The following is a 1055-nucleotide window of genomic DNA, read 5'->3' as shown; positions in this document are numbered from 1 at the left end:
CTTTCTACAGGTGCTTGTGGACGTTTGGGTTTACCTGCATCTGGCTATCTTTATGGAACTTATGAAAATCCCACAAATGCCGGAGATGGTTATTCAATGGCTTATCATGCAGGAGCAGAATTAAGCAATATCGAATGTTTTCAAATCAACCCATTAATTAAAGATTATAATGGTCCAGCCTGTGCCTATGTTGCAGGTCCTTATGGAGCATATACCGCCAATGCTGAAGGAAACCGCTTCATTAATTGTGATTATTGGAGTGGTCAAATGATGTTAGAGATTTGGAAAGAATTAAACTCTGGTAAAGGACCAATTCAAATGAAAATGACTCATTTGGATGAAGATACAATTTCCGAAATTGAGTCTGTTCTATGGGCAAATGAAAGACCGAGTAGAGAACGTTTTCATGAGGGTAGAGGGGAAAATTACCGCACTCATGGTGTAGAAATGAACATCTCAGAAATAGGATTATGTAGTGGACATAGTGCGTCTGGTGTGTGGGTGAATGAAAAAGCAGAAACTACAGTACCTGGACTCTATGCAGCCGGAGATATGGCCAGTGTTCCTCATAATTATATGATTGGTGCATTTGTCTTTGGTCGGTTAGCAGGAGAAAATGCGATTGATTATATTGAAAATTTGGAACATATAGAAGCTGATACTGATTTTTTAGAGGCTGAAAAAACGAGAATTTATGCGCCATTAAATCAACCTAATGGGATTCCCCATACACAAGTTGAATATAAATTACGCCGACTGGTAAATGATTATTTACAACCACCAAAATCCGGTAATAAAATGGAAATTGGGTTAAATAATTTTGTGCGTTATCATGAAATATTAGCCCAAATGGGAGCGCGTGATCCTCATGAATTGATGCGATGTATGGAAGTACATTTTATCCGCGATTGTGCAGAAATGGCAGCACGAGCATCTTTATATCGTCGGGAAAGTCGTTGGGGTTTATATCATTATCGGTTGGATTATCCAAATAAGAATAATGAAGAGTGGTTTTGTCATGTGAATTTGAAAAAAGATGAAGCAGAAGAAATGAT

The 1055-nt window shown here is 38.0% G+C and carries 1 protein-coding gene; it reads left to right on the top strand.

Annotated features, from left to right (window positions below; all coding sequences use genetic code 11):
• A partial coding sequence (locus IQ228_RS26245; protein WP_193965038.1) for a fumarate reductase/succinate dehydrogenase flavoprotein subunit occupies positions 1–1055 on the top strand: 1055 nt, incomplete at both ends.

This window comes from Dolichospermum sp. LEGE 00246 (genome assembly GCF_015207865.1).
Lineage (GTDB): Bacteria > Cyanobacteriota > Cyanobacteriia > Cyanobacteriales > Nostocaceae > Dolichospermum > Dolichospermum heterosporum.
Note: the sequence above shows the minus strand (reverse complement) of the source record. Positions and strands in the feature narration are given on the sequence as shown.